We start from the raw sequence: 25,988 nt of genomic DNA, 5'->3' as shown, positions 1-25,988 counted from the left end.
ACGTCCCCATGAAGCCTGTTCCCGGCGCCGCGCTGCTGTTCGACATCGACGGCACCCTGGCCGACACCGACCCGATCCACCTGGAGGCTTTCAACCGCGCCTTCGCGCCCTATGGTCATGTCTTCGACAAGCCGCGTTTCTCGCGGGAGCTGCAGGGGCTTGCCAATTCGGCCATTGCTGCGCGTTTCGTGCCGCATCTGTCGCCGGCAGAAGGCATGGCGGTGCTTGACGGCAAGGAAGCGGTATTCCGCGAACTGGCGCGTTCGGCGATCCACCCGGTACCAGGTCTCTTCGATTTGCTGAATCTGGCCGGTGCAGTTGGCCTGCCGATGGCGGCGGTGACCAACGCGCCGCGCGCCAATGCCGACCTGATACTGGATGGCCTGGGCATCCGCCATCGCTTCCGCGCCGTGGTAATCGGCGCCGAGCTTGAGCATGGCAAGCCCCACCCGCTGCCCTATCTGGAGGGGCTGCGACTGCTTGGGGCGCGCGCCGAACTGTCGGTGGCCTTCGAGGATTCCCGCACGGGCATCGCTTCGGCGACGGCGGCTGGACTGGCGACCGTGGGTATCAGGACATCACTGCTGCACGACGACCTGACGGCGGCTGGGGCGGTCCTATCGGCAGACGGCTACGATGATCCCGATGTCCTGGCCTTCATTGCCGAGCGGGTCGGGAGCGCATATCCCCAGCCCGGCCATCAGGGGTCGCGTTCCTAAAACAGGCTCATCTGCCTTTCCTCGAGCCGCGGCGCCACGAACAGGTCGGTGCGCAGGCCGGGCAGCTTTGTCTCGAGGCCATAGCGTTCGCGCGCCTTGTCGAAGCGCTGGCGCAGCAGGATGGCATAGGGGCCTTCGCCGGTCATCCGCGTGCCCCAGCGGGAGTCGTAGTCCTTGCCGCCACGTGTATCGCGCACCAGCGCCAGCACATGCCGCACGCGATCCGGGAAATGCCGCAGCAACCATTCGCGGAACACCTCGCGCACTTCGCCGGGCAGGCGCAGCAGGATCATCGAGGCGCTCACCGCTCCCTGGGCCGCCGCGGCGTCGAGGATGCGCTCCAGCTCCATGTCGTTGATCGCCGGGATCATCGGCGACGCGAACACCGCAGTGGGTACGCCCGCCTCGCTGAGCAGGCGAATTGCCTCGAGCCGGCGGGCAGGGGACGAAGCGCGCGGCTCCATCTTGCGGCTGAGCTTGTGGTCCATCGAAGTCATCGACACAGCGACCTTGACCAGTCCCAGCTTGGACAGTTCGGTCAGGATGTCGAGGTCGCGAATGATCAGCGCCGATTTGGTGGTGATCATGACCGGGTGGCGCGTCTCGAGCATGACTTCGAGGATGCCGCGCGTCAGCTTGTGCTTGCGCTCGGCAGGCTGGTAGGGGTCGGTATTGGTGCCCATGGCGATGGGCTTGACCTTGTAGCCCTTGGCTCCGAGCTCGGTACGCAGCGCCTCGACGGCGTTCACCTTCACATAGATGTCGCGTTCGAATTCGATGCCGGCCGAATGGCCGAGAAATGCATGGGTTGGCCGGGCAAAGCAGTAGGAGCAGCCATGCTCGCAGCCGCGATAGGCGTTGATCGAACGCTCGAAGCCGATATCGGGGCTGTCATTGCTGGTGATGATTGTCTTGGCGCGTTCGACATGCTCGACCGTCTGGAAGATGGACAGCGGCTCTACATTGTCCCAGCCGTCATCGAATCCCTCGCGCTTCTGCTTCTCGAAGCGACCGGTATGGTTGGACTGCGCGCCGCGCCCGCGGATGCGGTCGGGATCCAGCAGCTCACGCCGGGCCAGGTCGGCATCGCGGCTGCGGCTGAGTTTTTCCAACGCTTCGAATGACGGGGCCTGATAGAGGGCCATGAGACATCTCCTGTCGGCGCGTCGCAGTCGAATCTGCAGCGCGGATCAAGATGTAACACCTGGACCGGAACAAAACAAGAACGTTACCCAGATTGCGGGACGGGGTGCCGCCTTGCCGTGTCACATATGGGAAGCGCCTGCGGGAAATTGAAGGGCCGAAAACCGCCATTTGCAGGGCAGAATTGCATTTCTGCGGATGGACGGCGCGCGGGCAGAAGCCTAAACAGGCCGACCGCTCGGGCGGCTGCATATCGGCCGATATTGCTTAAGCGAAAAATTCACTATTGACCTGTGACCAGGCGCTAATTACTGAAGCGGACACTTAACAAAGTGCTGCTGACACAGCCTGTCGCAGAATCTTTCCAGAGTGGCGTCGAAATCATCGGACGCCGCTCGTCGTCTCGGTGACACGCAAATTCAAAGGTTGAGGGACCATCATGAGTACCGACGCAACGACATTTGACGCCGATCTGGCCGGCACACCGCAAGTGAGCCAGACCGACGCAGCTCGCAACAAGCTGGTCATCGCCCTGCTGCTGGTTTCCACCTTCGTGGTGTTTCTGAACGAAACCATCATGAGCGTGGCCATTCCACATCTGATGAAGGATCTGGGCGTCGCCGCAAGTGCCGCGCAGTGGCTGACCACCGCATTTCTTCTGACCATGGCAGTCGTCATTCCGGTGACGGGCTTCCTGCTGCAGCGCTTGAACACGCGCCCGATCTTCATCCTCTCGATGTCGATCTTCTCGGTCGGCACCCTGCTATGCGCGGTGTCGCCAGGCCTTGAACTGCTGGTCCTGGGTCGCGTGGTGCAGGCGGTCGGCACGGCCATCATGATGCCGCTGCTGATGACCACCGTCATGACCCTGGTGCCACCCGAGGCCCGTGGCAAGACCATGGGCAACATCTCTATCGTCATGTCGGTGGCCCCGGCCATCGGCCCGACCATTGGCGGCTTCATCCTCGCAAACTTTCACTGGCGCTGGATGTTCATCCTGGTTCTGCCGATCGCCATTGCGGCGCTCGCACTCGGCTTCCGCAAGATTCAGAATGTCTCGACGCCCCGCTATGCCCCGCTTGACGTGGTGTCGGTGATCGTGTCCGCCATTGCCTTTGGCGGCCTGATCTATGGCCTGTCCAGCTTCGGCGAAAGCTTTGCCCATCCCGATGAAGCAACGCTCGTGCCGCTCTGGCTTCCCATCGTCGTCGGTGTCGTCGCCATGGCGGCCTTCGTCTGGCGTCAGCTCGGTCTCCAGCGTGACAACAAGGCGCTGCTCGACCTGCGGGTCTTCCAATCGCGCAACTACACCGTTTCGGTCAGCATGATGCTCATCGCCATGATGACGCTGTTCGGCACGGTCATCCTGCTGCCCATCTACACCCAGAACGTTGTGGGCCTGAATACGCTCGAAACCGGCCTGCTGTTGCTGCCCGGCGGCCTCATCATGGGCCTGATGGGTCCTGTTGTCGGCCGTCTCTATGACAAGGTGGGTCCCACGGTCCTGGCCGTGCCCGGCGCCATCCTCGTCTCGGCCGTGATGTGGGCGCTCACCCTGGTGGGGCAGGACACCCCGGTCTGGAACCTGCTGGCCGGTCACATCGTGATCAGCATCGGCCTGGCGCTGATCTTCACGCCGGTCTTCACCTCGTCGATGGCCTCGGTGCGCATGGAGCTCTACTCCCACGCTTCGGCAGTCCTCGGCTCGGTGCAGCAACTGGCCGGTGCGGCAGGCATTGCGCTGTTCATCGCGCTGATGACCATCCGCACGGCCAGCCTGACGGCCGAGGGCCTGCCTCCGGTCGATGCCCTGGCGGGCGGTATCCGCCTGGCGTTCCTCACGGGCGCGATCATCTCGCTGTTCGCGGTGGTTGCCGCCTTCTTCATCCGCAAGCCGGAAGGCGGCGCGGGCATGAGCCACGGCCACTGACATCCCGGCTAAACTGCAAAGCGGCGCCCACACGGGCGCCGTTTCTGTTTCAGTTTACCGATCGGACCAACCAGCCGTTAAGGCTCACCGCAATCTGTCCTGTTCGCTAAACAATCCAGACACTTGGCCTTGCCACTATGCGCGCAATTCGCAACCAGCGGGCCTGCCGATGCCAAGAACAATCGTCACCAAGTTCCTCAAACTGCGCGATCGCACCACGCTTGGCCAACAGGTGGCCGTCGTTACAGCGATCCTCTGTCTGGCACTGGCGCTCACCGTCGCCGCCACCGCCGCCTTCGTCGCCCGCCAGCAGGCGACGGCTCGCGCCGAGGCGGAGATCATCGGCATTGCGTCTAATATGGCTGAAAGGCTCGACGCCCGCATGTTCGAGCGCTTCCGCGAGGTCCGCAACCTGGCCGAACTCGAACCCCTGCGTGCAGTCTGGGATGGCGACGAGGCGACCATCCGCAGCATCCTGGAACAGTTGCAGGCCAGCCTGCCCGAATATGCCTGGATCGGCTTTGCCCTGCCCGATGGCACCGTCAAGGCGGCCACCGGTAGCATGCTCGAAGGAGTGTCCGTTGCCGAACGCCCCTGGTTCATGGACGGCATCAACGGCCTGACCGTGAAGGACGTGCACGACGCCAAGCTGCTGGCGGAACTCCTGGGCTCGCAGGCCAATGGCGAGCCCTTCCGCTTTGTCGACGTCGCCGTCCCGGTCAAGAACGCTGCCGGCGCCACCATCGGTGTCCTGGGCGCGCATATGAGCTGGACCTGGGCCAGCGTCGTCCGGGACACCGTGCTGCAGACGACGGACCGCGCGCTCGATACCCAAATCTGGGTGCTCAGGAGCGACGGAACGGCCTTGCTGGGCCCCGAATACGGTTCGGCGCCATTCGGGCAATCGACCATCGAAGCCATTGCGGCTACCGGACGCCTGTCATTCAGCGACATGGCGGGTGCCGTCGATCATCTCAACGCCGCTGTGACCACCAAGGGCTATCTCGATTATCCCGGCCTTGGCTGGACGGTCGTCGCGCGCCGGCCACTCGACCTGGCCCTGGCGCAGGCCAACCAGTTGGCCCTGGCGATCGTCATGATCGGCATCGCCTTCGCCCTCGCCGGTGCGGTTATTGCCAGCCTGCTGGCGCGGGGCCTCACGCGACCCCTGTCCGAGCTGGCGGACGGCATTGACAGCATCGGTCGCGACCCCGGCGCGACCATGATTGCTCGCGACCATTCTTCGCGCGACGTATCGCAACTGACCGTTGCCATCCGCTCCCTGCTGCGACGCCTGGGCGTGGCCGAGACCGCTCAGGAGGCGGCGCAGCGCGAGGCGGCGGCCAGCCGGCAGCAGCTTGTCGAACGGACCGAGCGCCTCGGCGAGGATATCAATGCGTTGCAAATTCTGGCCGATACCGACCCGCTGACCGGCCTGCTGAACCGCCGCGCCTTCCACGTTTTCGGCGTCGACGCCATGAACTACTTCAAGCGCCACAAGCGCGATGTGGGTGTCCTGGTGATCGACATCGACTTCTTCAAACGCATCAACGACACCTATGGCCATAGCGTCGGCGATGACGTGATCCGGGCCGTCGGTGGGGTCGTGCAGGCCGAGGCGCGAACCATCGACAAGGTGGCGCGCTTTGGCGGCGAGGAATTTGTCGTCCTGATGCGCGAGACCGAAAAGGAAGGGCCGGCCGTTCTTGCCGAGCGCATCCGTCAGACCATTGCCGGCAAGCTCGTCGACCACCCCGAACATGGCACCATCCACGTCACCGTATCGATCGGGGCCGCCATGGCGGTTGCGAGCGACCGCGACATCGAGGACGTCATCGAGCGGGCCGATCGCGCGCTCTACGAGGCCAAGGCTACCGGCCGCAACCGGGTCGTATCGGGCGAAGCCGAACCATCGCAGAACCGCAGCGCCGCCTGACGCCTCAGCGCTCGTCCAGCCGCGGCATTAGTTCGACGAAGTTGCAGGGCTTGTGGCGGTAGTCGAGCTGGTGGGTGAGAATACCCTCCCAGGCATCCCGGCACGCGCCGCGCGAGCCGGGCAGGCAGAAGACGAAGGTGGTGCCGATCAGGCCCGCCGTGGCGCGTGACTGCAGCGAACTGGTGCCCACGGTGGTGGCCGAATATTGGTGGAAAAGCACCGAAAAGCCCTCCATCCGCTTGTCGAACAGCGGCTCGACGGCCTCGGGGGTTACGTCGCGACCGGAAAAACCAGTGCCCCCTGTCGTCAAGACCACGTCGACACCGGGGTCCGCGACAAAGCCCTGCACGGCCTGCCGGATGAGTTGGATATCGTCGCGCACCACCACCCGGTCGGCGCAGCGATGCCCATCGGTCTCCAGCAGCGACTTGAGCAGCGCGCCGCCGGTATCGGTTTCGAGCGTGCGCGTGTCCGATACGGCGATGACGGCGATGGATAGGGGCTTGAATGCCCGGTCTTCAAACCGTGCCGTCTTGAACATCGCGCTTCTCCTCTGGCGACTCGATCAGTTCCTCGGGCACGGGAGGCTCGTGTGCCACCGGACCTTCAGCGGCGCTATCACTATCAGCCCGTGGATCGAGCACAATGGTTTCCGGCGTCACCTGGCGATCGCCGCCCATGGGTTGGAACGGCGCGCGCTCGGACGCATCCTTGCCCCGGCGGACGCGCATGCGCAGGAATGCCGTGATCGCCAGAGCGCCATGAAACGAGGCCGTGACGATGAACAGGCCGACCGGCGACCACGCGCCCATGATCAGCGAGGCTACCGCCGGCCCGATGGCCAAGCCCACTCCCAGGATCAGCAGCATGCCACCGGCAATCTTGGCGAAATCACCATCCTTGGCAAAGTCATTCGCATGCGCCACCGCCACCGCATAGATCGGGTTGGCGGCAAAGCCATAGGCGGCAAAGAGCACGAACATCATCCAGTTCGGCCCCGGATTGATGATCGCCGTCAGCGCGCCGACAATGGCGGCAAAGCCGGAAAGCCCGATCAGCACCAGCCGGCGGTCGATGCGATCCGAGAGCCGGCCAAACGGGATCTGTGCCGCCGCACCAAGAATGGCGGCCACGGCAAAAAGGAGGGCAATCCCGCCCGGATCGAGGCCCTGCTCATAGCCGTAGACGGGCGCCAGCGTACCGAAGGCGCCATTGGCCATGCCGACCGAGAAGGCGGCGATCGCCGCCACTGGCGAGGTCCGATACAGCAGGCCTACATCGATCTTGGCCGAAGACAGCGGCCGCGGCTGCGGGCTCGAGGTGAGGGCAGTGGGCAGCACGGCGCAGATGAAGCTGATGGCACCCAGAACGAACGGCACATAGCCCGCCGTGCCGGTGAGCGACATGGCCATCTGGCCCAGCGTCGAGGCGGCCATGTTGATGGTGACATAAACCGAGAAGATCGTGCCGCGGCTCTTGTTCTCGGCCACCTCGTTGAGCCAGCTCTCCACGATCATCGCGGCGCCGGCAAAGCAGAAGCCGGAAAGCGCCCGCAGCAGGATCCAGCTGATGTCGTTGATCAGCAGCAGGTTGAGCAGGATGGTGACGGTGCCGATTGCCGCCATCACCGAAAAGGCACGGATATGGCCGACATTGCGCACGACCAGCGGCACGGTGATCGAACCCGCCACGAACCCCACCGACCACCCGGTGCCGATCAGGCCCAGAGCCAGCAGCGAGAAATTCTCCTCGGCGCCGCGCACCGACAGCAGAAGTCCCTGCAGCCCGCCACCGAACATGAGAAGAGCGGAGCCCAGGAACAGGGCATAGATCTTGATTACGGAGGCCATGACGCTTTCGGCTCGGCTGGATCAGGTGAAGATGGCAAATCACGCAATGGCGACGATAGCGCGGCAGGGCGGAATTGGCAGTGCGTAAATCGGGCGGCGCGCAAGAATGTCCGCGCATCGGCGCGCCTAGCCCAGCCCCAGCGCCGCCATCTTCATCTTGAGGCTCAGCATGTCGCGCCAGGCTTGTTGCTTGGCTGCAGGGTTGCGCAGCAGATAGGCCGGATGCAGCGTGGGGATGGCATCGGTCTGGTGATTGCCGATCGTGACTTCCGACCACTTGCCGCGCATCTTGATGATGCCGTTGGTGGTCGAGAACACCGTCTGCATGGCCGGGCCGCCCAGCGTCATCACCAGCCTGGGGGCCACCAGTTCGACCTGCCGATGCAGGAATGGCAGGCACAGCGCCATTTCCTCGGGCGTCGGCGTGCGATTGCCCGGCGGCCGCCACGGCACGGTGTTGGCGATATAGACCTTGCTGCGGTTCAGCCCGATGGCACCAAGCATGCGGTCCAGCAACTGACCTGACTTGCCGACGAATGGCTTGCCCTGGCGGTCTTCCTCCGCTCCTGGGGCTTCCCCGATCAGCATGATGTCCGCCTCGGGATTGCCGTCGGCAAAGACCAGCTGGGTGGCGCGCAGCTTGAGCCCGCAACCATCATACGCATCCAGGATTGCCTGCAGCTCTTCGAGCGACTTTGCCGAAGCAGCCAGGCTGCGCGCTTCCGATGGATCGCCGCCAAGCAGCGGCGTTTCAGCCGCGGGCCGCTCGGGCGTAGCTTGCCCGGTTACTGGCGGCGGCGGTGTGACCCGCTGCGGCGGGCGCTGGGCGAAGCGGTCGACTGGCTCTTCGCCCACGGCAATATCCACGCCCGCTGCCCGATACCAATCGAGCACGGCGAGCATTTCGTCGTGATTTAGCGGTCGATCTTGAGCCATGTTCTCTGTTATGTCACAGCCCGTTTGGCGCGGCCAGCCGCGCGGGGCCAAGGTTGAGGCATTCCTATATGGCAGAGGCCGGCTCACGCGAAACGCTTTCGACGGACCTGCCTGGTCGGCGTGGATTCGTCCGATTTCGCCGCGGCAATCCACCTTCCCCAACAACCCTATCTTACCGGACCGGCGGCCATTATCACGCTATGGCGCGCGCCCTTGCGGCGCAGTCCCAAAACGGACAATCTTCGCCGCCAGAACCGGCACCGACCGGCCAAGGAGTAACCAGCCTCGTGACATCGCTTCTGACCCGCATCGCGCGCCCGGCCCTTCTGGCCATGTTGCTTTCGGCAACGGCCGTTCCGGCGACGCATTCGGCCCAATCGGCGCAGACGGCCCAGGCCGATCCGCTGGCTGCCTTCGACCTGCTGCCCATATTCCGCTCCAGCGTCACCGGGTCCTACATGGCTGGCCAGCAGGCGCTGCACGATCTGCGCACCGACGAGGCCGCGCGTTATTTTGCCCAGGCCGCGCAATCCGACTGGGACAATGCGGTGCTGGTCGAGCGCTCCTTCATCGCCTATGCCGCCGATGGCCAGATCGGCCAGGCGGCATCGACCGCCAAGCATCTGCTGGAACTCGACCGCGCCAACGAGCTGGCCGAGCTGGTCGTAGCCACCGAGGCGCTCAAGGAGCGTCGTTATGGCGCCGCCGAACAGATGCTGAGCCAGATCGGCCAGGACAGCTTTACCGGCATCACCGCCGGCATCCTGCGCGCCTGGGCCCTGGTGGGCGACAACAGAATGGACGAAGCCGAGGCCGTGCTCGACGAACTCGGCCAGTCCGGTCTCGAGGATTTCCTGGTGTTCCATCGCGCCCTGATGGCCGAGGCCTCGGGCGACAACGAAAAAGCCATTGAATTGGCAGGCCGCGCTTTCGAAGCCGAGCCCTATGTAGCGCGCATCGTCGAGGTCTATGCCCGCGCCCTCGCCAATGCCGGCCGCTTCGACGAGGCCAAGGACGTCATCGCCCAGTTCGAGGAGCAGGGCCTCAGCCATCCCATCGTCACCATCGTCAAGGAGCAGATCGAGGGCGGCCAGCGTCCGGGCATCTTCGCCGCCAACGTGCAGGTTGGCGCGGCCGAGATGTTCCATGGCATTGGCGTTGCCCTCTCGCGCGATGGCAGCCTGGACCTGTCGCTGGTCTTCCTGCGGATGGGGCTCTATCTCGACCCGTCGGCCGACGTCATTTCGGTGGCACTGGGCCAGTTGCTCGACGCCGCCGGCCAGCATGACGCGGCCAATGTGATCTACGAGGCCGTCCCCACCACCTCGCCGATGAAGCCCACCGCCGTCGTGCGCGTGGCACAAAATCTCGATGTCGCCGGCGATCGCGAGGAAGCCCTGCGTCGCCTCACCAATATCGTCGCCAGCCGCCCCGACGACCTCGACGCTATCTCGGTATTGGGTGACCTCCAGCGCTACGACGAGCAATATGTCGAGGCGGCGGCGACATACACCAAGGCGCTCGGGCTGACCGGCGGCGAAAGCCCCTCCGACTGGCGCTTCTATTACGTGCGCGGCATTGCCTATGAGCGTGCCAAGGAGTGGCCCAAGGCCGAAGCAGATTTCCTCAAGGCACTAGAACTCAACCCCGAGCAACCGGCCGTGCTGAACTATCTGGGCTATAGCTGGATCGACCAGGACATGAACCTAGAACCGGCCCTGGAGATGATCGAGAAGGCCGTCGCGGCGCAGCCTCAGGATGGCTACATCGTCGACTCGCTGGGCTGGGCCTTCTACAAGCTCGGCCGCATCGACGAGGCCGTGACCACGCTCGAGCAGGCCGTGCTACTGCGTCCCAACGATGCCGAGATCAACGACCACCTGGGTGACGCCTACTGGCGCGCCGGGCGCAAGCTCGAGGCCAAGTTCCAGTGGAATGTTGCCGCCTCGGTCGATGAAGTCGGCAATGTAAAGGAACGGGTGGCGCCCAAGCTGGCCGACGGATTGACCGAAGCCAACGCGACCCAGTAGCGACATGGTTGAGCCGACCGTTCAGCTCGCCCCGGCAAAGGTCAACCTGGCGCTGCATGTCACGCGCCGGCGCGAGGACGGCTACCACGATCTCGAAAGCCTGGTCGTCTTCGCCGATGTCGCCGACGAACTGGCAGCGAGCCCGGCCGAAATCGATTCGCTGACCATAAGCGGACCCTTCGCGCGGGCCCTGGGTGCTGGGGAAACCAACCTGGTGTCGCGCGCGATCACGGCCTTTCGCGCCCGCTGGCCCGAGGCGGTGCAAACAGGGTTGGCGCTTCACCTGACGAAAAACCTGCCGGTAGCGGCTGGTATCGGCGGCGGCTCAGCCGATGCGGCAGCTGCCTTGCGGCTGATGGCGGGTTACGCGGACCGCACCATCGCTGTCTCGGACCTCGCCGACATGGCCGCCGGGCTCGGTGCGGACGTTCCGGCCTGCCTTGTGTCGATGCCATTGGTGGCGCGCGGGGTGGGAGAGGTGCTGGCGCCGTTGCCCGAGTTCCCCGCGCTTCACATCGTGCTGGTCAATCCCATGATTCCGCTGGTTACGGCAGACGTGTTCCGCCGCCTGCGCGCCCACGACAACTACCCGCTGCCCGAGCTGCCATCGCCGTTGACCCGACCGGCGCAACTGGGCCTGTGGCTGGCCGAAACCCGCAACGACCTGCAGCCGCCGGCGGTCAAGCTCGTGCCTGTGATTGGCGATATCGTCGCGCAATTGGCCGAAACCCAGGGCTGCATATTGGCCCGCATGTCGGGCTCGGGCGCAACGGTATTCGGCCTTTTCGGATCGGGCGGCCAGGCGCACCAGGCCGCCCAGGTCATGCGCGCGGCGAACCCCGATCACTGGGTGGCCGCGGCGCCGCTGATTGTGCCCTAGGGTGTCTGGGCCTCGGTAGAAGCCTAATAGGCCCGCAGCACGCTGAATTCGACCACGTCGGCCAGCAGCGACCGCATGTCCGACGGGGGCAGGGCGTCGAGCGCCTGCCGGGCAGCGCTTGCATGGGCGTGCGCCTGCTGCAGAGTGCGCTGCAGGGCCTGGTGGCGCTCCAGGATGGCGACCACTTCGGCGACCTGTTCGGCCGTCGCCTTTGCGTCGCCGAGGGCGGTCGTGATCGTGGTGCGCTCGGCCTCGTCGCCGTCGGCAAGCGCCAGGATGATGGGGAGGGTCATCTTGCCCTCGCGCAGGTCATCGCCGGTATTCTTGCCCAGCGTACCGGCCTGTCCGCCATAGTCGAGCGCATCGTCGACCAGCTGGAAGGCATTGCCCAGTTCCAGCCCGTATCGGGCGAGGGCAACCCGGCCAGCGGCATCGGCCCCGCCAGACATGGCACCCACCTCGCAGGCCGCCTGGAAAAGCACGGCCGTCTTGGCGCGGATGACTTCGGCATAGTCGGCCGGCGTCGTTGTCAGGTCGCCCGTCTTTGCCAGTTGGAACACCTCGCCCTCGGCCATCACGGCCGAAGCCGCGGACAGCACGCCCAAGGCGGCGATGTCGCCGGTTTCCACCATCATCATGAACGCCTGGCCGAGCAGGAAATCGCCGACCAGAATGGAGGCCTTGTTTCCCCACACCATGCGGGCGGCAGGCTTGCCGCGGCGCATGTCGCTCTCGTCGACGACGTCGTCGTGGAGCAGGGTCGCGTTGTGCATGAATTCGACGGCGGCAGCGAAATTGATCGCGCTGCCCTTGCCGCGACCGAACAGTTGGGCAGCGGCGACCGTAAGCATGGGCCGCAGCCGCTTGCCGCCGCTCTCGATCAGATAGCGGGCAAGCTCGGGCACCATTTCGACATGAGAATCGGCGCGACTCAGAATCAGCGCGTTGACCTTGGCCATGTCAGCCGCGGTCGCCTCAAGCAGCCGCTCGATCGGGTTGGCCGCGGGCGCTTCTTTCATCTGCGTCAAAACTGACACTGCTGTTTCCGTCCTCGTTTGCCGTCCGTGGGCAAATCTGGTTGAGCCTGCGGCACGACGCCATGTAAGGTCGTGCCGAACCGGCCTTTCGGGGTGCGATGTCCCTAGACCAGCCAAAAGCCTTTGTAAAACACCAATCGGTTACGCGCGATGCCTTTTTAGGCGGGCGGCTCACTCTGTCGCAGCCGGCCAGAGGATTTCGCGCCGGGCTCGATAGCGTACTGCTTGGTGCCGCGGTGGGCGAGGCCCGGAAATCCCTGCTGGATATGGGTTCTGGTGTGGGAACGGCGGCACTCGTCGCCCTGATCCACAATCCCGGCCTCGTCGCCACCCTGGCCGAGCAGAATGCAGACATTGTGGCGCTGGCGCAGGCCAACATCGTCGATAACGGCCTGGTCGACCGGGCGGAGGTCGTCACGGCCGATGTCATTGGCCCAGCGGCCAACAGGCGTGCAGCCGGCATTCTCGATAACGGCTATGAGAGTGTCATCGCCAACCCGCCCTATTTTGCCGATGGCACCCTGGCCGCGGATGCGGGCCGGGCCGGCGCACGACATATGGATGCCGCGGCGCTCGACTTGTGGATCAAGTCGGCCGCGGCGGCGGCCGCCGCGGGCGGCGAGGTCGTCTTCGTCTATCCGACGCCCAGCCTCGCGGTGCTTTTGGCGGGTTTCACGCGGCGTTTCGGCGCTGTCACCGTCCTGCCGCTGACGCCACGGGCGGGGGAGCCGGCCGGCCGCGTTCTGGTGCGGGGGATCAAGGGTTCGCGCGCGCCGCTGACGCTGCTGGCCAGCCGTGCCCTGCACGAGCCCGAGGGGCGCGCCTTCGCGCCCGAGTTCGAGGCAATCTTTCGTGGTACCGCCCGGCTTGTCTGGTAATCGGCGACGGCACGCCCTAAATCTGGCGGCGAACAACAAGGATCTGGTATGGCCGACCTGACCACGCCGAAGCGAACCTGGCTGCAGCGCCTGACCGGCCGGGGCAGGGTGACCATTCCCGTCGTGCGCCTCCATGGCGTCATCGCCGCCGAGCAGCGCCAGGGCCGGCTCAACATCGCGACCGTCGCTCCGCTCCTGCAGCGGGCCTTCGCCATCAAGTCCGCGCCCGCAGTCGCCATCATCGTCAATTCGCCCGGTGGCTCTCCCGTGCAGAGCCGGCTGATCGCCAAGCGCATCCGCGACCTGGCCGAAGAGCACGACAAGCCGGTGGTGGTCTTCGTCGAGGATGCGGCAGCCTCGGGCGGCTACTTCATCGCCGTGGCTGGCGATGAGATCATCGTCGACCCCAGTTCCATCGTCGGCTCCATCGGCGTCATCATGGCCGGCTTCGGTTTCGTCGGCGCGCTCGAAAAGCTCGGCATCGAGCGCCGGGTTCATACCGCGGGCAACAACAAATCGACCCTCGACCCCTTCCTTCCCGAAAAGCAGAGCGACATCGAGCGCATCAAGCAGTTCGAAATCGACATCCATAACGTATTCATCGACGTGGTGAAAAAGCGCCGCGGCGCGCGCCTCAAGGCGGCTGACGAGGTGTTGTTCACCGGCGAATGGTGGACCGGACTCCGGGGCGTCGAACTCGGCCTGGTCGACGCGATCGGCGATATTCACGAGACGCTGCGAACCCGCTACGGCCCGCATCTAAACCTCAAGGTGATCGAGCCCAAGCGCCCGTGGTTCGGGATTCCACGCATCGGCTTTGCCGCCGGACTTAGCGGCGATCTGGCCGCAACGATCGAGGATCGCGCGCTCTGGGCGAGGTTGGGGCTGTGACCGGCATGCTACTGCGCGTCATCATTTTCGTCATCATCGCCCTCGCCATCTGGCTGGGCCTGCGCAAGATCTGGCGGGACTGGAGCGGCCAGTTCAAAGCCGAGGACGAAGAGGCCCGACGCCTCCGCCGCGAGCGCGACCTGCGTGAACGCGCCCAGCCCGGGGTTATCGACCTCAAGCGCGACAAGGACGGCACCTACCGGCCCGGCGACGACGACAAACGCCGTTGACCCCACGGGGCGGTCAAACTAGAGGTTTGTCCCGAAATCAGGGACCGCCAGATGACCAACCGCCCCGCCTATATGGACCCGAAGAACTCCTTCCAGGGTCTGATCCTGACGCTGCAGCATTTCTGGGCGGAGCAAGGTTGTGTCGTCCTGCAGCCCTATGACATGCAGATGGGTGCCGGCACCTTTCACACGGCCACGACCCTGCGGGCGCTCGGGCCGAGGCCGTGGAAGGCCGCCTATGTGCAACCCAGCCGCCGGCCCAAGGACGGCCGCTACGGGGAGAACCCCAACCGCCTTCAGCACTATTACCAGTTCCAGGTGATCCTCAAGCCCTCGCCCGACAACATCCAGGAGCTCTACCTGCAGTCGTTGGCCGCGATCGGCCTCGATGCCAGCCTGCACGATATCCGCTTCGTCGAGGACGATTGGGAAAGCCCGACACTGGGCGCCTGGGGCCTGGGCTGGGAATGCTGGTGCGACGGCATGGAGGTGAGCCAGTTCACCTACTTCCAGCAGGTGGCCGGCTTTGAATGCTCGCCCGTGCCCGGCGAAATCACCTATGGCCTGGAGCGCCTCGCCATGTATGTGCAGGGCGTGGAGAACGTCTACGATCTCAACTTCAATGGCGGCATCGGCGACGACAAGGTCACCTATGGCGATGTGTTCCTGCAGAACGAGCAGGAGCAGTCTAAGTACAATTTCGAAGTCGCCGACACCGAAATCCTGTTCCGGCACTTTGCCGACGCGGAAAAGGAATGCCGGGCCATCCTGGCCAAGGGCGCCGAGGCCAACCGCCAGACCATGGCCATTCCGGCCTATGAACAGGTCGTCAAGGCCAGCCATAACTTCAACCTGCTCGACGCCCGCGGCGTCATCTCGGTGACCGAGCGGCAGAGCTACATCCTGCGCATTCGCGAGCTGGCCAAAAGCTGCGGCGAAGCCTGGCTGCAAACGGCAGGCGGCGGCGCCGAGTAAACCGCCAATGCCCATTGCGCCGGTGCGGTCACAGTGCCAATGTCCGCCCCATTCTTCGTGCGCTTGAGGGAGCTACGCACATGATCGGTTGGATCATCCTTGGCATCGTCGTCCTGGCCGCTTTTTACGCCATCACCATCTACAACGGGCTGGTCAAGAACCGGCAGATGGTGGAGGAGGGCTGGTCTGGCATCGACGTCCAGCTCAAGCGCCGCACCGACCTCATCCCCAACCTCATGGAAACCGTGAAGGGCTATATGAGCCACGAGCGGGAGACGCTCGAAGCGGTGACCAATGCGCGTGCCGCAGCCACTGCCGCCGCCAATGGTACGCCCGAACAGCGCGCCGCGGCCGAAGGCCAGCTCACGACGGCCCTGGGCCGGCTGATCGCCACCGCCGAGGCCTATCCCGATCTCAAGGCCAACACCACTTTCCTTGAATTCCAGGACGCCCTGCGGACGGTGGAAGACGAAATCCAGATGTCGCGCCGCTACTACAACGGCGCTGTGCGCAATCTCAACGTGATGGTCGAATCCGTTCCGTCCAACTTCATCGCCGGCCCGTTCGGCTTCAAGAAGGCCGAGTATTTCGAGCTGGAAAACGAAGCCGACCGCGCCGTGCCGAGCGTCAAGTTCAACTAGTCAGGAAACACAGGGTCATTCCCGCGAAAGCGGGAACCCCTGTTTGCTTGCCGACAGAGTGAAACGGAGGTTCCCGCTTTCGCGGGAATGACCCTGTGATGAGAACGCACACCGCAAATCGCCCACAGGTCGTCGCGCTGCTTGCTGCCGCGCTTCTGGGCCTTATCCTCGCTCTCCCCGCCTTGGCGCGCGAGGAAATCCGCTCCTTCACCTCGGACGTCATCCTCAACACCGACGGTTCTGTCGACGTGACCGAAACCATCGAGGTCAACGCCGAGGGTAGCGAAATCCGTCGTGGCATCTATCGCGATATACCGGTGGTCATGCTGGGCAGCGATGGCGGAAAGGTGCGGCCGGGGATCGAAGTCATGGGCGTCACGCGGGACGGCGACCAGGAAATGTACCGCATCGAGCGCATGGGCAATTTCCAGCGCATATGGATCGGCAACCCGGATTATTTCCTCGACTACGGCGTCCATAGCTACGTCATCCGCTACACCATGACGCGCATGGCCCGGCAGTTCGAAGATCATGACGAAATCTATTGGAATGCGACGGGCAATTACTGGGTCTTCCCGATCCTCGCTGCTCGGGCCACCGTCAGGCTGCCTGACGGAGCGGTGATCTCAAACCTGGCGTGCTATACCGGTGAGGTTGGCTCCACCGAGCAGGCGGTATCGACCAAGCGGACGTCGGACACGACCGCCGTGTTCCGCGCCAGCCGCGCCCTGGGGGCAGGGGAGGGCATGACCATTGCCGTTGCCTTCAACAAGGGCGTCATTGCCTTTCCGACCGGCTTTGCCGCGTTTCAGCAGCGCCTCACCGATCTGCGCGAAGTTATCCTGCCGCTCCTCGCCGCGCTTATCGCCATTGCCTACAACGCGCTGGCCTGGTTCCGCGTCGGTCGCGATCCGGCCAAGGGTACGATCATCCCGCTTTTCCATCCTCCCAAAGGGTTTTCGCCGCCGCTTGTCCACTACGTCCACAAGTGGGGCTTCGACAATTCCGGCTGGCCGGCGCTGACCTCCGCGATTTTCGACCTGGGCGTGAAGGGGCTGGTGACCATCGATAATACGGTGGGCAAGCTCAAGATCACCGTGACGGGCAAGCAGCCGGAGGAGGCTTTGCCGAGTGGCGAGAAACTGCTGTTCGACTATCTGGCCGGTAACAGCCCGCTGGTCATCAACAAGACCTCGGGCCCCGAGATCGCCAAGAAGCTTGGAGAATTCACCAGGGCCATAACCATCGAAAACCGGTCCCGTTGGTTCCGCAACAATACCGGCTACATCGTGCTCGGCCTTTTGCTTGGCGTGGCTCTGCTGGCGGGCATGGTGATGTTCGAGGTGCTCGAGCCCGAATGGCTTATCGGCTCGGTCGTGCTCGGCATAGTTGGCGGCATCGGCATCGGGGTCATCGGCAACCTGCGGCATGGGGTGCAGATTTTCCGTTTCGTCGGCTTCATCTGGGTGGCGATCGTCGTCTTCAACTTCGGCGGCATGCTGCTGGACAGCCTGAGCAGCCTGACCGTCAATACCGGCGCCATCTCCGCTATTTCCATCGTGGTGGTCACCATCGTCTTCGCGGTGCTCATGCGCGCCCCCACTATCCAGGGGCGCAAGGTCATGGACGAGATCGACGGGCTCAAGCTCTACATCGAGACCGCCGAAAAGGAGCGGATGAACATCCAGGGCGAGCCGCCGATGACGGTGAGCCGCTTCGAGCGCATCCTGCCCTATGCCATCGCGCTGGGCGTGGAGAAGCCGTGGAGCAGCCATTTCGAGGCCGAACTGGCCCGCAATGCCGTTGCCGATGCGACCGGTGGCTATACTCCGCATTGGTATAGCAGCCGCAATGGTTTCGGCTCCGCCGGCAGCCTGACCGGCAACATGTCCAACGCGGTCAGCGCTGCGGCCGCCAGCATGACCGCGGCGATGGTAGCCGCCCAGCCGGTGCAGGCCAGTTCGTCCGGCTTTTCGTCCGGAGGCGGCGGCGGTGGCGGTGGTTCGTCGGGCGGCGGTGGTGGCGGCGGTGGCGGCGGCGGCTGGTAATCGCCAATAGACATCGCTGCCTGCCCAAGCTAAGCAACCCCGCGCTTTCCAACACCGGTATCCGCCATGCCCGAACTGCTGCTCGAACTCTTTTCCGAGGAAATCCCGGCTCGCTTCCAGCGACGCGCCGCCGATGACCTCAAGAAGGCCGTGACCAACGCACTTGTCGATGCCGGTCTGGTCTATGAGGGCGCCAAGGCATTCGTGACCCCGCGCCGCCTGGCGCTGACCGTAACCGGCCTGCCGGCCCGTTCGCCCGACACACGCGAGGAAAAGAAGGGCCCCAAGGTCGGCGCTCCGCAGCCGGCGATCGATGGCTTCCTGCGATCAGCAGGACTGAGCTCGCTTGACCAGGCCAAGGTCGAGAGCGATCCCAAGAAGGGCGACTTCTATGTCGCCCATATCAACAAGCCCGGCGCCGAGGCGATAGCGCTGCTGTCCGGGATCCTGCCCAAGATCCTTTCCGAATTTCCCTGGGCCAAGTCGATGCGCTGGGGTACTGGGAGCTTCAACTGGGTGCGCCCGCTGCGCGCCATCACTGCGACCTTCGGCGCCGAAAACGAAGAGCCGGTGGTCATCCCCTTCGCCTCCAACGCCATAGCATCGGGCCAGACGACCTTTGGTCACCGTTTCCTGGCACCGGAAGCCATCAAGGTTCGCCGCTTCGACGACTATGTCGAAGCGCTGGAGCGCGCCAAGGTCGTGCTCGATATCGACCGCCGCAAGGACATCATTCGCAATGACGCCGAGCAACTCGCCTTCGCCCAGGGCCTGACCGTCATTGCCGATGAGGGCCTGCTCGAAGAGGTAGCCGGACTGGTCGAATGGCCCGTGGTGATGATGGGGTCGTTCGACCCCGAATTCCTCAAGCTGCCCGAGGAAGTCATCATCGCCACCATCCGCGCCAATCAGAAGTGCTTCTGCCTGCGCGACGCCTCGGGCAAGCTGGCGCCCAATTTCATCATCACCGCCAATACCACTGCGACCGATGGCGGCGCGGTGATCACGGCGGGCAATGAGCGCGTCATTCGCGCCCGTCTCAGCGATGCGGCCTTCTTCTACCAGGGCGACCTGGCGATGCCGCTGGAGCATGGCCTGCCCAAGCTGGAAGAAACTGTCTTCCACGCCAAGCTGGGGTCGCAGTTCGCTCGCGTCGAACGCCTGGTAAAGCTGGCCGGCGAAATCGCCCCGCAAGTTGGTGCCGATCCGGAGCGCGCCAAGCGCGCCGCCATGCTGGCCAAGGCCGATCTCACCACGGGCATGGTCGGGGAGTTCCCGGAATTGCAGGGCCTGATGGGCCGATACTACGCGACCGCGCAGGGCGAGCCAGCGGACATCGCGACCGCGGTCGAAATGCATTACAAGCCGCTCGGCCCGACCGACAAGGTGCCGACTGAGCCGGTTTCGATTGCCGTCGCCCTGGCCGACAAGCTGGACCTCCTCACCGGTTTCTGGGCCATCGACGAAAAGCCCACCGGTTCGCGCGATCCGTTTGCGCTGCGCCGCGCGGCGCTGGGCGTCATTCGCATCATCTCGGAAAACGGCCTGCGCTTCCCGCTCAAGGTCGAGGCCGATCTGCTGGCCTTCTTCCACGACCGCCTCAAGGTGTCGCTACGCGATTCAGGCGCCCGCCACGACTTGGTCGATGCCGTGATCTCCGCCGACAGCAACGACATTCTGCAGATCACCCAGCGCGCCGAAGCGCTCTCGGCCCTGCTGTCATCCGCCGACGGGCAGAACCTGCTGGCCGGCTACAAGCGCGGCGCCAACATCCTGGCCGCCGAAGAGAAAAAGGACGGCAAGTCCTATGCCGGCGTCGTGTCCCAGGACGCTCTGAAGCTGCCAGAGGAAACCGCCCTGGCCTTTGCTGTCGACGCCGTCCACTCGGCCGTAAGCAACCATGTCGCCAGGGATGACTACCGTGGCGCGATGGCCGAACTGGCGACGTTGCGGGCTCCGGTCGACGCCTTCTTCACGGCGGTGCTGGTGAACGACGCCGATCCTGCCGTGCGCGCCAACCGCCTGAATCTGCTGGCCAGGCTGCGCGACACCATGCACCTGGTGGCGGATTTCGGCAAAGTTGCCGGCTAGCGTGCCGGCAACGCGCACAACACGCTGCCCAGCGTGGTGGAAAACATGAACGAGGCTTCGCCCTGATCGTCGGTGGTGAAGCTGCCGTTGAGGTCTATGTCGGCCAGCGGCCCGGTCAGTGCGTGGACGCTGTTGCCAGACGAGGCGACCTGGCCGCTGCCGCCGACCGTGGCGCTGGAGGTGAAGTCGTAGTCACCCGCGACCATCAGCGTCAGTGTACCGAAGGCGGCGCCGTTCATGTCGACGCACTGATAGACGCCGGGCGGTGGGAACTGTGCAAAAGCTGGTGCCGTTGTGAGCACGAGCATGGCGGCGGTGATTGCAATCGGGCGAAACATCACCAGATGATGCGCCATGCCGTCGCCGATGCCAATTCAAACCGGCGCTACTGGGGATAGTTCAATGAGTGTTGGTTTGCTGGCCCTGCTGGACGACGTTGCGGGCCTCGTCAAGGTCGCCGCGGCATCGCTCGACGACGTTGCGGGTCAGGCGGCAAAGGCCGGCGCCAAGGCAGCCGGCGCGGTCATCGATGATGCGGCCGTGACACCCAACTATTTGCATGGCTTCACTGCCGACCGCGAACTGCCCATTGTCGGCCGCATCGCCTGGGGCTCGATCAAGAACAAGCTGCTGTTCCTGTTGCCCGCTGCGTTGCTCCTGAGCCTCTTCGCGCCCTGGCTGATAACGCCCCTCCTGATGATCGGGGGCGCCTATCTGTGCTACGAAGGTGCCGAGAAAGTCTTCCACGCCCTGGCGCCGCACAATGCCGAAGCCCATGAAGCCTCGCTCGAGCCAATCGCCGCTGATGCCGACACGCTGGAGGAGCAGAAGGTCGCCGGGGCAATCCAGACCGATTTCATCCTCTCCGCCGAAATCATGACCATCATCCTGGCAGCCATCGAGGTCCCCGATTTCTGGACCCGAGCCGCCATCCTGGCCGTGGCCGGCATAGGCATCACCGTGGCGGTCTATGGCGTTGTGGCGCTCATCGTAAAAGGCGACGACTTCGGCGTCTGGACGGCCCGCAACGCGCGTACCGGAGTGGCCCGCGCCTTTGGCCGCGGCCTCGTGGTCGCCATGCCCGTCTTCATGCAGATCCTGAGCGTCATCGGCACGGCTGCCATGACCTGGGTCGGCGGCAGCATCATCGTGCACGGACTCTACGAGTTCGGCTTTGCCGGCCCCGAGCATATCGTGGAGGGTGCGGCGCACTGGGCCGAACACACTCTGCCAGCCATTGCCGGCGTCGCCGGGTGGTTCGCCACGGCCGTCGTGGACTTCTTCTTCGGGCTGGCGCTCGGGGCCGTCATGATCCCGCTTGTCGGCTACGTCATCACGCCAGCCTGGAAGGCCATCAAGCGCCTGCTGCCAAGACGGGCCAGGGCCTAGACGGGCGGCATCGGCCGCTCGTCCCGCCGCTTGGGTTTGAACGGCGCCATGCCTTCATTGGCAAGCTGATCCGCCCGTTCGTTCAGTTCATGCCCGGCATGCCCCTTCACCCATTTCCAGGTGATAGTGTGGCGCTTCTGCGCCTCGTCGAGCGCCTGCCAGAGTTCGGCATTCTTGACCGGCTTCTTGTCGGCCGTGCGCCACCCGTTGCGCTTCCAGCCGTGGATCCAGCTCTGAACGCCGTTCTTCACATACTGGCTGTCGGTGTGGATTTCGACCGTACAGGGGCGCTTGAGGGCATTGAGCGCCTCGATAGCGGCGGTCAGCTCCATCTTGTTATTGGTGGTCAGCGCCTCTCCACCCTTCAATTCCTTGGTATGGCCGCCATATTCAAGGATCGCGCCCCAGCCGCCCGGCCCCGGATTGCCTGAACAGGCGCCATCGGTGTGAATGACAACCGTGTCGCTCATGCTTCAAGCTGTCCCTTGTGCATGATGTGAAACTGCGCCGCCTGGCCGTCGAGCAGGCCGACATGGGTCGGCACCATGCCGATCCTGGCTAGCACGGCCAGTGACGGCGCGTTGCGCACGTCGGCAAAGCCAAGGAAGTACATCCAGTCGGTTTCGCGGAACAGCCAGTCGCGCAGGGCCGTCGCCGCCTCGGTGGCATAGCCATTGCCGTGGAATTCCGGGTACATGGCATAGCCGATTTCCGGCTCCCCGCGCGCGCCATGGAGGCCAAAGCCGGCCCGACCCACCAGCACACCATCGCTCTTACGCCGCACGCGCAGCTTGCCCATGCGATGGTTGGCGAAATTATCGCGCCATAGCGCTACGCGCGCCTCGCATTTGGCCCGGTCCCAGGGCTTGCCATCCGCATCGAGATAGCGGGCAACGCGCTCGTCGCCATGCAGGCGGACCAGGTCATCCACCTGGTCCATATGCCAGCCAGACAGCACCAGCCGTTCGGTTTCAAGCAGATCGAGTCCGCTCATCGTGCAACGGCAGCTTCGATTGCCCGCAGTTCGCGCGGGATGTTGAAGGCGATGTTTTCCTTGGCGGTGACGCGCGCCTCGACCTTGATGTCGTAGCGCTGTGCGAAGGCCTCGATCACCTCGTCCACCAGCTTTTCGGGAGCAGATGCGCCAGCTGAAACCCCCAGGCTCCGGATGCCTTCGAGGCGTGCCCAGTCGATCTCCGATGCCCGGTCGACCAGCATCGAGACCTTGCAGCCGGCTCGCTCCGCCACCTCTACCAGGCGCAGCGAGTTGGACGAATTGGGCGAACCCACCACGATCATCGCATCCACTTCGGGGGCGACCGCCTTGATGGCTTCCTGCCGGTTGGTGGTGGCGTAGCAGATGTCTTCCTTGTGCGGTCCATTGATCGCGGGGAAGCGGGCCTTGAGCGCAGCCACGATCTCCCTCGTGTCGTCCACCGACAGCGTCGTTTGCGTAACGAAAGCCAGCGTCTGTGGATCGCGCGGCTCAAAAACCATGGCGTCGGCCACAGTCTCGACCAGTGTAATGGCGCCATCGGGCAACTGGCCCATCGTGCCCACCACTTCGGGGTGCCCCTTGTGGCCGATCAGCACGATCTCGTGGCCCTCGGCAAAGTGCCGCTGCGCCTCGACATGCACCTTGCTGACCAGCGGGCAGGTGGCATCGAGGAAGAACATGTTGCGGCTTTTGGCGTCTGCGGGCACCGACTTGGGCACGCCATGCGCCGAGAACACCACTGGGGCGTCCGTTTCCGGGATCTCGCTCAGTTCCTCAACGAAGACCGCGCCTTTGTCGCGCAATCCATCGACCACGTATTTGTTGTGCACGATGGCGTGGCGCACATAGACCGGCGCACCGTATTTCTCGAGCGCGAGCTCGACGATCTGGATTGCCCGATCGACCCCGGCGCAAAAACCGCGGGGGGCGCAGAGCAAAATGTCTAGTTGTGGCCGCTTTTCCATAAGAGATCAGATGCTTTCGTGGTCCGCCCAAGTCAAGTCTTGTTGCGGTCGCAGGGGCGCAAGGGCATTATGCGCCCCTAATTAGGACAAGGACTTACCAGTGAGTTTGGCGCAGGAAATGTTCGCGATCGCCCCGGCCATGGGGAAGGCGAACCTGTCTGCCAGCCAGCTCAAGCTTCTCAGCGGCAAGGCCCGCTGGATTTTCCGCGTCGGCGAAGCCGGCTTTCCCACCGTGCCGACCATTGCGCTCACCCGTGCCGCCTGGGAGGCACTTCAAAGCGAGCGCACCCGCCGAGAGTCCAAGCTGCGCACCCATTGGGTGGCCTGTCTGTTCAAGCTGGTGGGCAAGGACGCCTTGCCGCCGACGCTGGTCGTGCGCACCTCGGCAGCGAGCCACAATGGCGGTCTGATGCCCGCCAAGATAGGTATCGCCGCCCCGGAGAATCCCGAGGATTCCGTCGATCCGATGCGGCCGCTGGCCAAGGCCGTCAAGGCGGCATTCGACAGCTATGGCTTCGGTCCGGGTTGGACCGGGCGCGCCGATGAAGACCGCGGCAGGCAGATCGTGCTGGTGCAGGCGGCTGCGCAAGGCGAGGTCGAGCAATTCCTGACGCGCAACGCCACGACGGGGGCCATGGGTCCGGCACCGGTACAAGGCGCCCCGCTACCGCGCCTGCCCGAATCGGTGGATGCGCTGGTGGCGCTGGTGGACGCCAAGGCGGGGCGGCATATGTGCTGCACCGTGGCGATCACCCGAGGGCAGGTGGTGTTTCTCTCGGCGCGCCCCAGCCAGGTCTCCGCCGCTGCCGAACTGGAAGCCGCCGTTGACCGGGTCAATCGCAAGATCTGGTCGGCCCAGAACGCGGTCAGCCGTGTCGACCCCAACCGGCTTGCCCAATTGTTGCATCCTCGGCTGCGCTCGACCGAGGGCGCTGCGCCCATCGCCGTCGGCTTGGGCGTTTCACCAGGTGCCGCAAGCGGCATTGTCGTGTTCAACCCCGATGACGCCGCGCGCATGCGAGCCCGCGGCAAGCACTGCATTCTTGTGGTCACCGAGACCGGGCCCGCCGACATCGAGGGCATGAAGGCCGCAACCGGCATCCTGACGGCGCGCGGCGGCATGTCGAGCCATGCCGGCGTGATCGCCCGCATAACCGGCAAGCCCTGTGTCGCTGGTGTGCGGACCTTGTCGGTCGATGCGGTTGAAATGGTGTGCCGTATTGGCGACCGCGAATTCCGCACCGGGGATCGCCTGACCATCGATGGCAGCGACGGGCACGTCTATGCCGGCCAGCTGTCATTGGCCCAGCCCCATATCGGCGGCGCTATCGGCACCCTGCTCGACTGGTCGGACGCCAGTCGCTCCATTGCCGTTCGCACCAATGTCGAGACGGTGGAGTCGGCCAAGACGGCCCTCAGCTTCGGCGCCGAGGGCATTGGCCTGGCCCGGTCCGAGCACATGTTCTTCTCACCCGAGCGCATGGTTGCGCTGCGCCGTGTCATCCTGAGCGAAGACGAAAACGACCGCAGCCGCGCCATCAACGGCCTGGTGGATTACCAGACGGGCGACTATTCGGCGCTGTTTTCGACCATGCAGGGGCTGCCGGTCACGGTTCGCCTGTTCGATCCGCCGCTGCATGAATTCCTGCCGCGCAGCGAGGAGGAAATCGAGGAAACCGCCGCGTCCCTGGGGCTCGCCGTGCGCGCGCTGCGCATCAATCTGGAGCGGATCGCCGAGGTGAATCCCATGCTGGGTCACCGCGGCGTGCGCCTCGCCATCACCTATCCCGAAATGCTGCAGATGCAGATGCAGGCGCTGATGGCCGGTGCCCGTGCTGCCAGCGAAACCCAGAGCGATCCTGTGGCGGTCGAGGTCATGGTGCCTTTCGTTTCCACCGCCAGCGAGGTGGCTTGGGTGCGGGACCGGGTCAACGCCATAGCCGCCAATTCCGGACTACTGCGGAATGACCGGGTTCGTTTTGCCTTCGGCACCATGATCGAACTGCCGCGCACCTGCCTTCGCGCCGGGGATATCGCGCAAATGGTCGATTTTTTCTCGTTCGGCACCAACGACTTGACCCAGACCACTTTCGGCATTTCCCGCGACGATGCGCCGACTTTCCTCGCGGCCTATCAGCGCAAGGGCATCTACGAGCGCGATCCCTTCGTCACCATCGACGAAAAGGGCGTGGGCGAGATGATTGCCATCGCGATCCAGCGGGGCAAGGCCGCCAATCCCAAGCTCAAGATTGGCATTTGCGGCGAGCATGCTGGCGATCCTGCCTCGCTCAAGTTCTTTGCCGGCCTGGGCGTCGACTATGTCAGTTGCTCACCCTATCGTGTGCCGGTAGCCCGGCTGACGCTGGCGCAGGCTTCTGCTTAAATAGCCGGAGATAATCCCCATATGAAGGGGACAGGTCCA

At 64.5% G+C, this 25,988-nt stretch carries 23 protein-coding genes; 14 read left to right on the top strand and 9 right to left on the bottom strand.

Annotated elements, in window-relative coordinates; genetic code table 11:
* The first annotated feature begins 8 nt into the window (after positions 1-8).
* Positions 9-719, top strand: coding sequence for an HAD family hydrolase (locus JI749_RS15865; RefSeq protein ID WP_201656141.1), 711 nt, complete (start codon positions 9-11; stop codon positions 717-719).
* Here JI749_RS15865 and JI749_RS15860 read toward each other — a convergent pair.
* Positions 716-1,864 (bottom strand): PA0069 family radical SAM protein, encoded by a 1,149-nt coding sequence (locus JI749_RS15860; protein WP_201656138.1) that lies wholly within the window; start codon positions 1,862-1,864, stop codon positions 716-718. The two genes, JI749_RS15865 and JI749_RS15860, sit on opposite strands and share 4 nt — an antisense overlap.
* A gap of 437 nt (positions 1,865-2,301) precedes the next feature.
* Between JI749_RS15860 and JI749_RS15855 the strand changes: the two genes are divergently transcribed.
* Together JI749_RS15855 and JI749_RS15850 are read left to right on the top strand one after the other, a co-directional pair.
* The gene (locus JI749_RS15855; protein WP_201656135.1) at positions 2,302-3,792 is read left to right on the top strand and encodes an MDR family MFS transporter; all 1,491 of its coding nucleotides are present in this window, start codon (positions 2,302-2,304) and stop codon (positions 3,790-3,792) included.
* A 169-nt stretch (positions 3,793-3,961) separates the two neighbouring features.
* Positions 3,962-5,728: a sensor domain-containing diguanylate cyclase gene (locus JI749_RS15850; RefSeq protein WP_201656132.1), complete on the top strand. Its 1,767-nt coding sequence runs from the start codon at positions 3,962-3,964 to the stop codon at positions 5,726-5,728.
* 4 nt (positions 5,729-5,732) lie between these two features.
* Here the strand turns inward: JI749_RS15850 and moaB are convergent, their stop codons facing one another.
* The 3 genes from moaB to JI749_RS15835 form a co-directional block, all read right to left on the bottom strand.
* The gene (gene moaB, locus JI749_RS15845) at positions 5,733-6,269 is read right to left on the bottom strand and encodes a molybdenum cofactor biosynthesis protein B (protein ID WP_201656129.1); all 537 of its coding nucleotides are present in this window, start codon (positions 6,267-6,269) and stop codon (positions 5,733-5,735) included.
* Complete coding sequence (locus JI749_RS15840; protein WP_201656126.1) at positions 6,247-7,578, bottom strand: MFS transporter; 1,332 nt, start codon at positions 7,576-7,578, stop codon at positions 6,247-6,249. Before JI749_RS15840 ends, moaB begins: the two co-directional genes overlap by 23 nt.
* Before the next feature lie 126 nt (positions 7,579-7,704).
* Positions 7,705-8,514: a uracil-DNA glycosylase gene (locus tag JI749_RS15835; RefSeq protein ID WP_201656123.1), complete on the bottom strand. Its 810-nt coding sequence runs from the start codon at positions 8,512-8,514 to the stop codon at positions 7,705-7,707.
* Positions 8,515-8,801: 287 nt separating this feature from the next.
* Between JI749_RS15835 and JI749_RS15830 the strand changes: the two genes are divergently transcribed.
* On the top strand, positions 8,802-10,544 hold the full coding sequence (locus JI749_RS15830; RefSeq protein ID WP_201656120.1) for a tetratricopeptide repeat protein: 1,743 nt from the start codon (positions 8,802-8,804) through the stop codon (positions 10,542-10,544).
* Between the two features lie 4 nt (positions 10,545-10,548).
* Positions 10,549-11,424, top strand: a complete 876-nt coding sequence (locus JI749_RS15825; RefSeq protein ID WP_201656117.1) for a 4-(cytidine 5'-diphospho)-2-C-methyl-D-erythritol kinase — start codon at positions 10,549-10,551, stop codon at positions 11,422-11,424.
* 23 nt (positions 11,425-11,447) lie between these two features.
* On the opposite strand, the gene JI749_RS15820 is transcribed toward JI749_RS15825, so the two are convergent.
* Complete coding sequence (locus tag JI749_RS15820) at positions 11,448-12,461, bottom strand: polyprenyl synthetase family protein (protein ID WP_325166748.1); 1,014 nt, start codon at positions 12,459-12,461, stop codon at positions 11,448-11,450.
* A gap of 98 nt (positions 12,462-12,559) precedes the next feature.
* On the opposite strand from JI749_RS15820, the gene JI749_RS15815 reads away from it, so the two are divergent.
* The 7 genes from JI749_RS15815 (at position 12,560) to glyS (ending at position 20,215) form a co-directional block, all read left to right on the top strand.
* Entirely contained in the window at positions 12,560-13,339 is a 780-nt protein-coding gene (locus JI749_RS15815) for a tRNA1(Val) (adenine(37)-N6)-methyltransferase (protein ID WP_267911649.1), read from the top strand.
* 48 nt (positions 13,340-13,387) lie between these two features.
* Complete coding sequence (locus JI749_RS15810) at positions 13,388-14,230, top strand: S49 family peptidase (protein WP_201656111.1); 843 nt, start codon at positions 13,388-13,390, stop codon at positions 14,228-14,230.
* Positions 14,227-14,460, top strand: a complete 234-nt coding sequence (locus JI749_RS15805; RefSeq protein ID WP_201656108.1) for a hypothetical protein — start codon at positions 14,227-14,229, stop codon at positions 14,458-14,460. Before JI749_RS15810 ends, JI749_RS15805 begins: the two co-directional genes overlap by 4 nt.
* Before the next feature lie 72 nt (positions 14,461-14,532).
* Entirely contained in the window at positions 14,533-15,435 is a 903-nt protein-coding gene (locus tag JI749_RS15800) for a glycine--tRNA ligase subunit alpha (RefSeq protein WP_201662914.1), read from the top strand.
* An 80-nt stretch (positions 15,436-15,515) separates the two neighbouring features.
* Positions 15,516-16,076, top strand: coding sequence for a LemA family protein (locus tag JI749_RS15795; protein WP_201656105.1), 561 nt, complete (start codon positions 15,516-15,518; stop codon positions 16,074-16,076).
* Between the two features lie 98 nt (positions 16,077-16,174).
* The gene (locus JI749_RS15790) at positions 16,175-18,124 is read left to right on the top strand and encodes a DUF2207 domain-containing protein (RefSeq protein ID WP_201656102.1); all 1,950 of its coding nucleotides are present in this window, start codon (positions 16,175-16,177) and stop codon (positions 18,122-18,124) included.
* Positions 18,125-18,190: 66 nt separating this feature from the next.
* Positions 18,191-20,215, top strand: coding sequence for a glycine--tRNA ligase subunit beta (glyS, locus tag JI749_RS15785; protein ID WP_201656099.1), 2,025 nt, complete (start codon positions 18,191-18,193; stop codon positions 20,213-20,215).
* Here the strand turns inward: glyS and JI749_RS15780 are convergent.
* Complete coding sequence (locus JI749_RS15780; protein WP_201656096.1) at positions 20,212-20,571, bottom strand: hypothetical protein; 360 nt, start codon at positions 20,569-20,571, stop codon at positions 20,212-20,214. The two genes, glyS and JI749_RS15780, sit on opposite strands and share 4 nt — an antisense overlap.
* 46 nt (positions 20,572-20,617) lie before the next feature.
* Between JI749_RS15780 and JI749_RS15775 the strand changes: the two genes are divergently transcribed.
* Positions 20,618-21,604 carry a DUF808 domain-containing protein gene (locus tag JI749_RS15775; protein ID WP_201656093.1) on the top strand — a complete coding sequence of 329 codons (987 nt, stop codon included), beginning with the start codon at positions 20,618-20,620 and terminating at the stop codon, positions 21,602-21,604.
* Here JI749_RS15775 and rnhA read toward each other — a convergent pair.
* The 3 genes from rnhA to ispH are packed head-to-tail and all read right to left on the bottom strand — an operon-like array spanning position 21,601 to position 23,566.
* The gene (gene rnhA, locus JI749_RS15770; RefSeq protein ID WP_201656089.1) at positions 21,601-22,074 is read right to left on the bottom strand and encodes a ribonuclease HI; all 474 of its coding nucleotides are present in this window, start codon (positions 22,072-22,074) and stop codon (positions 21,601-21,603) included. The two genes, JI749_RS15775 and rnhA, sit on opposite strands and share 4 nt — an antisense overlap.
* Entirely contained in the window at positions 22,071-22,598 is a 528-nt protein-coding gene (locus JI749_RS15765) for a GNAT family N-acetyltransferase (RefSeq protein ID WP_201656086.1), read from the bottom strand. The genes rnhA and JI749_RS15765 overlap by 4 nt, the downstream gene beginning before the upstream one ends.
* On the bottom strand, positions 22,595-23,566 hold the full coding sequence (ispH, locus tag JI749_RS15760) for a 4-hydroxy-3-methylbut-2-enyl diphosphate reductase (RefSeq protein WP_201656083.1): 972 nt from the start codon (positions 23,564-23,566) through the stop codon (positions 22,595-22,597). Before ispH ends, JI749_RS15765 begins: the two co-directional genes overlap by 4 nt.
* A gap of 100 nt (positions 23,567-23,666) precedes the next feature.
* On the opposite strand from ispH, the gene JI749_RS15755 reads away from it, so the two are divergent.
* The gene (locus tag JI749_RS15755) at positions 23,667-25,949 is read left to right on the top strand and encodes a putative PEP-binding protein (RefSeq protein WP_201656080.1); all 2,283 of its coding nucleotides are present in this window, start codon (positions 23,667-23,669) and stop codon (positions 25,947-25,949) included.
* Positions 25,950-25,988: the final 39 nt, after the last annotated feature.

It is taken from the genome of Devosia oryziradicis, assembly GCF_016698645.1.
GTDB classification, from domain to species: Bacteria; Pseudomonadota; Alphaproteobacteria; order Rhizobiales; family Devosiaceae; genus Devosia; species Devosia oryziradicis.
This window is presented reverse-complemented; position numbering and strand designations above follow the sequence as displayed.

What these genes read in the sequence shown, in the direction of transcription:
- JI749_RS15865 (WP_201656141.1), top strand. Translation starts at nt 9, where the DNA reads ATGAAGCCTGTTCCCGGCGCCGCGCTGCTGTTCGACATCGACGGCACC.
- JI749_RS15860 (WP_201656138.1), bottom strand. Translation starts at nt 1,864, where the DNA reads ATGGCCCTCTATCAGGCCCCGTCATTCGAAGCGTTGGAAAAACTCAGC.
- JI749_RS15855 (WP_201656135.1), top strand. Translation starts at nt 2,302, where the DNA reads ATGAGTACCGACGCAACGACATTTGACGCCGATCTGGCCGGCACACCG.
- JI749_RS15850 (WP_201656132.1), top strand. Translation starts at nt 3,962, where the DNA reads ATGCCAAGAACAATCGTCACCAAGTTCCTCAAACTGCGCGATCGCACC.
- moaB (WP_201656129.1), bottom strand. Translation starts at nt 6,269, where the DNA reads ATGTTCAAGACGGCACGGTTTGAAGACCGGGCATTCAAGCCCCTATCC.
- JI749_RS15840 (WP_201656126.1), bottom strand. Translation starts at nt 7,578, where the DNA reads ATGGCCTCCGTAATCAAGATCTATGCCCTGTTCCTGGGCTCCGCTCTT.
- JI749_RS15835 (WP_201656123.1), bottom strand. Translation starts at nt 8,514, where the DNA reads ATGGCTCAAGATCGACCGCTAAATCACGACGAAATGCTCGCCGTGCTC.
- JI749_RS15825 (WP_201656117.1), top strand. Translation starts at nt 10,549, where the DNA reads ATGGTTGAGCCGACCGTTCAGCTCGCCCCGGCAAAGGTCAACCTGGCG.
- JI749_RS15815 (WP_267911649.1), top strand. Translation starts at nt 12,560, where the DNA reads ATGTCCCTAGACCAGCCAAAAGCCTTTGTAAAACACCAATCGGTTACG.
- JI749_RS15810 (WP_201656111.1), top strand. Translation starts at nt 13,388, where the DNA reads ATGGCCGACCTGACCACGCCGAAGCGAACCTGGCTGCAGCGCCTGACC.
- JI749_RS15800 (WP_201662914.1), top strand. Translation starts at nt 14,533, where the DNA reads ATGGACCCGAAGAACTCCTTCCAGGGTCTGATCCTGACGCTGCAGCAT.
- JI749_RS15795 (WP_201656105.1), top strand. Translation starts at nt 15,516, where the DNA reads ATGATCGGTTGGATCATCCTTGGCATCGTCGTCCTGGCCGCTTTTTAC.
- JI749_RS15790 (WP_201656102.1), top strand. Translation starts at nt 16,175, where the DNA reads ATGAGAACGCACACCGCAAATCGCCCACAGGTCGTCGCGCTGCTTGCT.
- glyS (WP_201656099.1), top strand. Translation starts at nt 18,191, where the DNA reads ATGCCCGAACTGCTGCTCGAACTCTTTTCCGAGGAAATCCCGGCTCGC.
- JI749_RS15780 (WP_201656096.1), bottom strand. Translation starts at nt 20,571, where the DNA reads ATGGCGCATCATCTGGTGATGTTTCGCCCGATTGCAATCACCGCCGCC.
- JI749_RS15775 (WP_201656093.1), top strand. Translation starts at nt 20,618, where the DNA reads ATGAGTGTTGGTTTGCTGGCCCTGCTGGACGACGTTGCGGGCCTCGTC.
- rnhA (WP_201656089.1), bottom strand. Translation starts at nt 22,074, where the DNA reads ATGAGCGACACGGTTGTCATTCACACCGATGGCGCCTGTTCAGGCAAT.
- JI749_RS15765 (WP_201656086.1), bottom strand. Translation starts at nt 22,598, where the DNA reads ATGAGCGGACTCGATCTGCTTGAAACCGAACGGCTGGTGCTGTCTGGC.
- ispH (WP_201656083.1), bottom strand. Translation starts at nt 23,566, where the DNA reads ATGGAAAAGCGGCCACAACTAGACATTTTGCTCTGCGCCCCCCGCGGT.